The organism is uncultured Agathobaculum sp. (assembly GCF_963927765.1).
Lineage (GTDB): Bacteria > Bacillota > Clostridia > Oscillospirales > Butyricicoccaceae > Agathobaculum.
On sequence record NZ_CAWVCU010000090.1, the window covers coordinates 1 to 7,329 of the forward strand.

Consider the following 7,329-nt stretch of genomic DNA (forward strand, 5'->3'; position numbering starts at 1 on the left):
ACCTATCCGACACAATGGCCAAGTGTCGGATAGGAACGGCAAAATTTTTTGCACTTCTATTGCTTCTTTATCACACATAAGCAAAGACAGCGGGTTTCAAATCGAAGAGTTGGGCGCGGATGGCGGTCCCACACAAAACGGATATTTGATGCAGATGCAGAGCGATATATCCGGGTTGACGGTAGCGATCTCGGATGTGGAGGAGCTGTCAGCGCTGGGAGCGGCCTATTTGGCCGGTATCAGCGTGGGCTTATATGAGAAGGAAAAACTGTTTGCACAGAGAGCAAAGGTTCGTTATACGCCGAAAATGCCGGAGGAAGAAAGACAGCAGAAACTGCATGACTGGAACCGGGCGGTAGAGCTGTTGCTGCGATAGGCATGTCATTCGAGCGAATATTTTTGATTGGGAGGAAAAGTTATGATTCATAAAATCAAAGAGATCCCTGTTTCGGAACATTCATATATTTTAGAAGCAGCCACAAAGAACCCCCAATTTCGTGAAAAAGGCTATGAGGAAAAAGAGTATTTCCTCTATGGTACGGCCAATGTCTATCACTGGGAAGCTGGGGAAGCTGCGGTCAAATATGCAGACATTCCTTATGTGAACCGCATGATAGTCCGGCGGCCTGCTGATCCGGCGGACTTCAGCGGCAACGTTGTGGTGGAGATCCTCAATTCCACCAGCAATTTTGAGGTGGACCGTGTGTGGTATTTAACGCAGGACTACATGATGGATCATCGGGATATCTATATTGGCATCACCAGCAAGCCCAATGTGCTCAAGGCGTTAAAACAGTTCAACAGCGAACGTTACGGAGAACTCACCTGGGACTTTGCCGATCAGAACCCGGATGGAGCGGAAGTCAAGTTCTTGGGAAATTTGGCAGGCGCATCTTCTGCCGATACGGAGGACGGCTTGTTTTGGGACATGCTGATGGATCTGGCGGATTATCTGAGAACGCCGGATAATGAACTGCTGAAAGGATATGGGAAATACTATCAGTATCTCGCGGGCTGGTCGCAGTCGGGCGGATACATGAACCGGTTTTTGAAAACCTTTGCCTACAGCAAGGAAAAGGAAAACAGCTATTTTGACGGATATTTCTCCTGCGGCAGTGCGGTAAGCCTGATGCCGGATCTGAACCAATCCTATGGTCCCACGGGCGAAGCGCTCACAGAAAAGCTGGAAAAGATCACGGAGCCGTTTGTCGATGTGCATACCGAAAGCGAGAATCAGCTTTGGGGTAACCACGCGCTGCGCGGGCGCAACAGCGATCATCCGGATTTCAAATATCGCGTTTATGATATTGCAGGTGCGACGCATGATTCCAAAGAGTCTCTTCTGGAGTGCTACCGGGATGATGCGGATTTAGAAAAGTGCGGCATTTCCTTCCAATATCCCGGCGTGGAGAACCATCCGAACGATTTTCCGTATCATCTGGTGTTCCATAGCGCATTGGATGCCTTGTATCGCTGGGTGCGCGAAGGGGTGGCCCCGATGGTTTTACCGCGCATTGAAGCCGACCCGGCGCTGAAAAACTTTACGGATGCCACCGGCAATGCCGTGGGCGGCTGGCGTTTGCCGATGATCGTGTATCCGCTTGCAGTGTACCATCCCGTCTGTGAGCCGTCTGCACCGGAAAATGCCTTTGGTGCAAGCCTGTTCGGCTATGTAGAGCCATACAGCAGGGAGAAAGCGGTCGAGCTTTATGGTTCGGCGGAGCATTACATGAAGCTGGTGGAAGAAGAAGCGCAGCGCTGTGTGAAAGATGGCCGTCTGCTGCCGCAGGATGTGCAGGAATGTCTGGATTACTGCAAAAAAGCAGTGGCAGAATGCGGTTTGGATGAAGTATAAAGGAGGACAGACGAATGGAAAATCTTGCAACAACACCGGAAACCATGACGCAGGAAAAGAAGAATAACCTGCTGGAGAAAGTGCTGAACATCATTTGCGATATTTTTTCTCCGCTGCTTCCCCTTATGACCACCGTCGGTCTGTTAAAGGGTATTTTGGCGATGTTGACCTCGATGAATGTGCTTTCTGCAGAGGGCGGTACTTACACGGTGCTGTATAACATTGCAGATGCATTTTTCTACTATCTGCCTGTGTTTTTGGCCTTCTCTGCAAGCCAGAAGTTCAAGGTGAATATTTTCGCATCCGTTACCGTGGCGCTGTTCACCGTGCATCCCACCATTGTCGCGGCAATTGCGGGCGACACATTGACCTTCTTGGGCTGGAAGGTGCCGAACGTCACCTATTCTTCCAGTATCATCCCGATGCTCCTTGCCATCTTCTGCCTGATCTATTTGGAAAAGCTGGAGAAGAAGGTGCTTCCGGAGCTGCTGGAAGGCATTCTGGGGCCGCTGTTCTCGCTTGTGATTCTGGTTCCGCTGACCCTGTTTGTGTTGGGCCCCATTGGTTCGACGATTTCCAACGCCATTGCGTCGGGCTACAATTTGCTCTATGAAATCAGCCCTGTTGTGGCAGGCATCATTCTGGGTGCGTTGATCCAACCCATGGTATCGCTGGGTCTGCACTGGGGCCTGATCCCGATCGCGATCAACAACATTGCAACGACCGGATCGGACACCATCCTGTCGTTGGTTGCACCGGCCGCGTTTGCCGTAATGGGCGTATCGCTGGCTACCTGGCTGCGTGCGAAGGATAAGAAACTGAAGGTGCTTGCATTTGGCGCGGCAATCTCCGCAATCTGCGGCGAAACTTCCCCGGCGCTGTTCGGTGTGCTGGTGCCGTATCGCAAAACGCTGCTGTTCACCAGCATTGTGGGCGGCATTGGCGGTGCGGTCATCGGCGCAACCGGCGGCGCAGCAAGATCCTTTGCCATGCAATCGGTTTTGACGCTGCCGATTTATATGGGCCCCGGGTTCACAGAGCTGCTGATTACCTGCGGTGCGGCTGCAGTAGCGGGATTCGTTCTGGTCGCCCTGTTCGGTTATGAGTCCAAGCGGGAATTGAGCGGCGCAGAGGCACAGTAATTTGGTCGGTCATGCCTGTTAGGAACAGAAAATATAGTGAAACAGCCGGGATACATCAGAAGTTGATGTATCCCGGCTGTTTTTTATCAATTGTTAAAACTGTCGATTGAGCAATATATTGCGTGCGTATGCAATTGGTTGCATAGAAAATAACGGAGGCCATACGGATGAAATGACTGAGGGATGGATTTTGGCAGAAAAGTTATCTGGTTCCGAACAGCTAGGGTACAAGAGCTTTGTTCAGTGCAGGTCTAAACAGGGCTTCTGCTAATTTTTTCTGTGCTGCCACTTTTATTTGACAGGTGCAGATGGGCTTGTTGAAGCCTGTGCGTTTTTTTATTTCCATCCAACAAATGACCGTGTGCTGTTTGAGCAAGAAGACAGAAGCTTGCAGCAAGGTTTTTAATAGAAAAAACCCGAAATTCTTTGTGGATTATGCTGCTTTCCGTGAGGTTCGCTGTCCTGTTATTATAAGGATAGATGAACCTGGGATAGGTGTTGCGTATAGCAAAAATGGGGGGCGTAAACCATGGTCAAACGGTCATTGTTGTATCTGCGGAGAAAATACAAGCGCAGTGTTTTGCTGCTTTTGCTGCTTTTCGTTATTTCCTTTTGTTTATCTGTGGGCATTTGTGTCTGGCGCAGCATTGGTGCAGTGACGCATGAAATCCAGCAGACGCTTGGCACCAGTTTTGTTGTCCGCATGCATGTATCGCTGACGCATCATCCGGCCAATCTCGAGGATGTGACCGAGCCGGACGGCACGACGCGCAAGGTGTACACCGGGCCGCATCTGGATGATAATACGATCGAGAAAATCATGCAGATCGACGGCATCAGTGCCTATAATGCGGACAATTATCTGGAGGCCTATCCGCATATGGATAATCTGCAGCTTGTGCCGGGCATGTGGAATTTGGATTTGCAGGACAGAGAGGCGCATCCCGAAGATTACGCGGACGATGAGCGAATCACAGAAGAGTATGCGACGATGCGGTCGCGGGCAACGATGCTGTATGGGAATAGCGATACTTCGCTGGCGGCTAAATTCCGCACCGGGGCCTTTGAACTGGCGGAAGGACGGCATATCCGTCCGGAGGATCGCCATGTTGTCCTGCTTTCGGATAAACTGGCGGAACTTAACAATCTGCAAATCGGGGATATGATCAGCATGACGGCTCGGGACGGCGGTGTGTTTACCGGGAAAGCGTTGTCCGTTTTGGGGGAGGCCCAGCAGCTTACTATCGTCGGCTTTTTCCATGTCAATGGCTACCAGCCGACCGGAAGGTATGTTTCGGAAGATGATATGACCTATAACTGGGCGTTTACCGATCTGGATACGGTAAAGACGCTGCGCAGCGCAAATGAGCAAGCCCAGTACGGGGCAAATTACGATCAGGAACCGCAATATCAGAATGTGACCTTTTTCGTGGACAACCCCAAGCAGCTGGACGGGATCGTCGATCAGGTCAAACGCATGGATACCATTGATGTGGGCTCTTATCAGATCGCTGCAGACGACACGATGTATAAATCTACGGTAGATGCGCTCCAAAGGATCCGCAATCTCATTGTGGGTGTTGTGGGGATTATTGTCATCGGCTGCACCATCATTTTGTTCGTTGTGTTTACCATGTGGGTTGGCAGCCGAAAAAAGAGATAGCCATTTACCTGTCACTGGGGCTTGGTAAAGTCTCCGTTGTTGGTCAGTTCGTACTGGAGGCTGCACTGGTTGCGGTGTTGGCCGGTGCGTTGGCGTTTGGAACGAGCCAACAGGTACCGGAACAGATTGGCAGCCGGATGCTTGCATCCACCATCGAGAAGGCGCAGCCGCAGGAACGGGAATACACACGGGAAGAACTACATCAGGCGGCGATGTCGGGCACGATGAACGAGCTGATGGCGTATGAAAGCAGCGAGTATGTCGGCCCGAATCAGATTGATTTCTCGTTCCGGTTCGCCGATTTTCTGATTCTGCTGGCACTGGAGATGCTGATTATCGTTGCGGCGATCTGCAAGGGCGGATCATTTGTTTTCAGCTTGCAGCCGCGGCAGATTTTAACGACACTGCGATAGGGGGCGTATTATGCCAACAACAAAACGTGCATGGCTTTATGTGATTCGCAATCCCAAGCGGACAGTGCTGCTGCTGATCCTGCTGGTCGCGCTGATGACCATTTCGCTGCTGGGGCTGGCGCTTTACTCCGCGAGCGGCGACGCGGTCAAAGAGCTGCGCAGCAGCATCGGCGGATATTTCACGATTCAGCAGTCGGCCGAGGGCACACAGAAAACCGATGAGCAGCTGCTTGAACAGGTGCGCATGCTGGACAACGTCAGTAAGATCAACGGCGTGGATACTTACTATATGTACTGCGACGGGCTTGACCTTGTCCCCGGCTCATACAGCGGTACGGGATTGCCCGGCGAATATGTGCCCAAGTTTATCGGCTGCACGGAGTCCGCGCTGCACGAGCGGTTCGTTGCCGTTTCATATCAGCTGGCGGATGGGCGGCACATTACGGCCGAGGATAAGCACAAAGCGATGATTTCCAAGGAGATCGCGGAGCTGAACGGCCTGTCGGTCGGCGATACGCTGCATGCGAGCATTGTGGAGGGCGTAGCTGGCTGGCAGCCGGAACACGCCGGAACACAGGTGGATTTCGAGATCGTGGGCATCTATCTGGTGACGCGCAGCGAACCCGTCAGTCCGAGCACGCCAGAGAGCGAATTACAGGAAAATGTGATCTTTACTGATATCAACACGGCCAAAGAGCTGTACCAGCTGAAGTTCCCGGACCGGACAGCAGAGCAGTACAATTACAGCTCAGGGCTCATGCTGTTTCTAGATGATCCGGCGCAGATGGAGCAGACGGTGGCTGATCTGAAAAGTCAGCCCTATGCGGAGTGGGACAGCTTTGTGCTCTCGGAGAACAACGCTCGATACCAGCAGACAGCAGGCACGATCCAGAAGGCCGAGACGATCAGCTTTTTCCTGCTGATCGTCATTCTGCTCCTCAGCGTTGGCATACTGGCGCTTATCCTGCTGATGTGGACGCGCGAACGCATGACCGAGGTCGGCATCCTGATCTCGCTGGGCATTTCGCCGAAGGGCATCACGGGACAGATCGTGCTGGAGAATTACTATGTCGCGCTGCCGGCGTTTCTGATTGCTGCACTGCTGAGCTTGAGCCTGTCCGGCGTGATCGGGAACGCGATCGGCGGGCTGCAGCAGCGCGTCGCGATCGCGCGTGCACTGGCATCAGCTGCACCAATCATCCTTGCGGATGAGCCGACCGGCAATTTGGATGAGGACACAGCGCGCGACGTAACCGAGTTGCTGGTCGAACGCGCGCGGTCGCTGAATAAATGCGTTATCATTGTCAGCCACTCGAACGAGGTTGCGGCGGCGGGGGATGTTATCCTGCGGTTCTCACATGGGGAGATCGAGGTGACATAGAATGGAAAACGTGCATTACTGTACTTGAGACGAAAATATAAGAGAAGTATTTTGCTGCTTTTATTGTTATTCACTATTTCATTCAGCCTTGCCGTTGGGGGGACTGTGTGGAACAGCATCAGTGCGGTCACGCATGAGATCCAACGGCAGCTAGGGATGAGCTTTGTGTTCAAAATGCCGGCGCTTGATCCGGAAAATACGGAGTACTATCAACCGGTTACCTTGCAGGATAGTAGCACTACCAAGGCATATATGGGCGCGACACTAGATCAGAGGCTGGTAGAGGAAATTATGCAGGCCGCGAGAAACGGCAGGGGTGGGGGAACTGTTCACATACGACAGCGGCAGTTACGCTGGGCCGGATACCATTGACTTTTCTTTCGAATTTATGCAGCTGCTGGTGCTGACCGGGAGGGAACTGCTGATTATCCTAGCCGCAATCTGCAAGGGCGGCTCGTTCATCTTTCAATTGCAGCCGTGGCAAATCCTGACGACCTTGCGATAGGGGACAAAATGAACAAAAGAAAAAGCACTGATTTCGTTCAAAATCAGTGCTTTTTGGTGGTTGCGGGGGCTGGACTTGAACCAACGACCTCCGGGTTATGAGCGATGAAGCGAAAGAACAGAACAGCCGAATACACTGTATATAGATGAATAGCGGATAAAATAAACTATATATAGTGTGCGAGTAAAAGCAGGGCAGTTGTGCTTTAGGAGAAGAAGAACAAATAAAGAACAGCGGCTTGTTTCTTGTCGTAGTTTCTGCTATACTCGCTTTAAGGCACTGCCACCAGACGGCAGGCGGTCGGCTACTCCCTTGCGAAAGGGGGTGATAGCGATTGTGGGAAAGCTCTTTCGGCTTTGCGTATGCACGG

At 52.0% G+C, this 7,329-nt stretch carries 7 protein-coding genes and 2 pseudogenes; all 9 read left to right on the top strand.

What is annotated here, in order from left to right:
* On the top strand, nt 1-376 hold a 376-nt coding region (locus ABGT74_RS08315), incomplete at its 5' end, for an FGGY-family carbohydrate kinase (RefSeq protein ID WP_346705175.1).
* Nucleotides 377-418: 42 nt separating this feature from the next.
* On the top strand, nt 419-1,855 hold the full coding sequence (locus ABGT74_RS08320) for an alpha/beta hydrolase domain-containing protein (RefSeq protein WP_346705176.1): 1,437 nt from the start codon (nt 419-421) through the stop codon (nt 1,853-1,855).
* A 14-nt stretch (nt 1,856-1,869) separates the two neighbouring features.
* The gene (locus ABGT74_RS08325; RefSeq protein WP_297283351.1) at nt 1,870-2,997 is read left to right on the top strand and encodes a PTS transporter subunit EIIC; all 1,128 of its coding nucleotides are present in this window, start codon (nt 1,870-1,872) and stop codon (nt 2,995-2,997) included.
* 314 nt (nt 2,998-3,311) lie between these two features.
* The gene (locus ABGT74_RS08330; protein WP_346705177.1) at nt 3,312-3,656 is read left to right on the top strand and encodes a hypothetical protein; all 345 of its coding nucleotides are present in this window, start codon (nt 3,312-3,314) and stop codon (nt 3,654-3,656) included.
* On the top strand, nt 3,653-4,660 hold the full coding sequence (locus tag ABGT74_RS08335; RefSeq protein ID WP_346705178.1) for a hypothetical protein: 1,008 nt from the start codon (nt 3,653-3,655) through the stop codon (nt 4,658-4,660). The genes ABGT74_RS08330 and ABGT74_RS08335 overlap by 4 nt, the downstream gene beginning before the upstream one ends.
* Entirely contained in the window at nt 4,633-5,073 is a 441-nt protein-coding gene (locus ABGT74_RS08340; RefSeq protein ID WP_297283349.1) for an FtsX-like permease family protein, read from the top strand. Before ABGT74_RS08335 ends, ABGT74_RS08340 begins: the two co-directional genes overlap by 28 nt.
* Before the next feature lie 784 nt (nt 5,074-5,857).
* Nucleotides 5,858-6,202 (top strand): annotated as a pseudogene (locus tag ABGT74_RS08345) (FtsX-like permease family protein); the annotation flags it as partial.
* A gap of 12 nt (nt 6,203-6,214) precedes the next feature.
* Nucleotides 6,215-6,454 (top strand): annotated as a pseudogene (locus ABGT74_RS08350) (ATP-binding cassette domain-containing protein); the annotation flags it as partial.
* Nucleotides 6,455-6,770: 316 nt separating this feature from the next.
* On the top strand, nt 6,771-6,959 hold the full coding sequence (locus ABGT74_RS08355) for a hypothetical protein (RefSeq protein ID WP_297283348.1): 189 nt from the start codon (nt 6,771-6,773) through the stop codon (nt 6,957-6,959).
* The last annotated feature ends 370 nt before the right edge of the window (nt 6,960-7,329 follow it).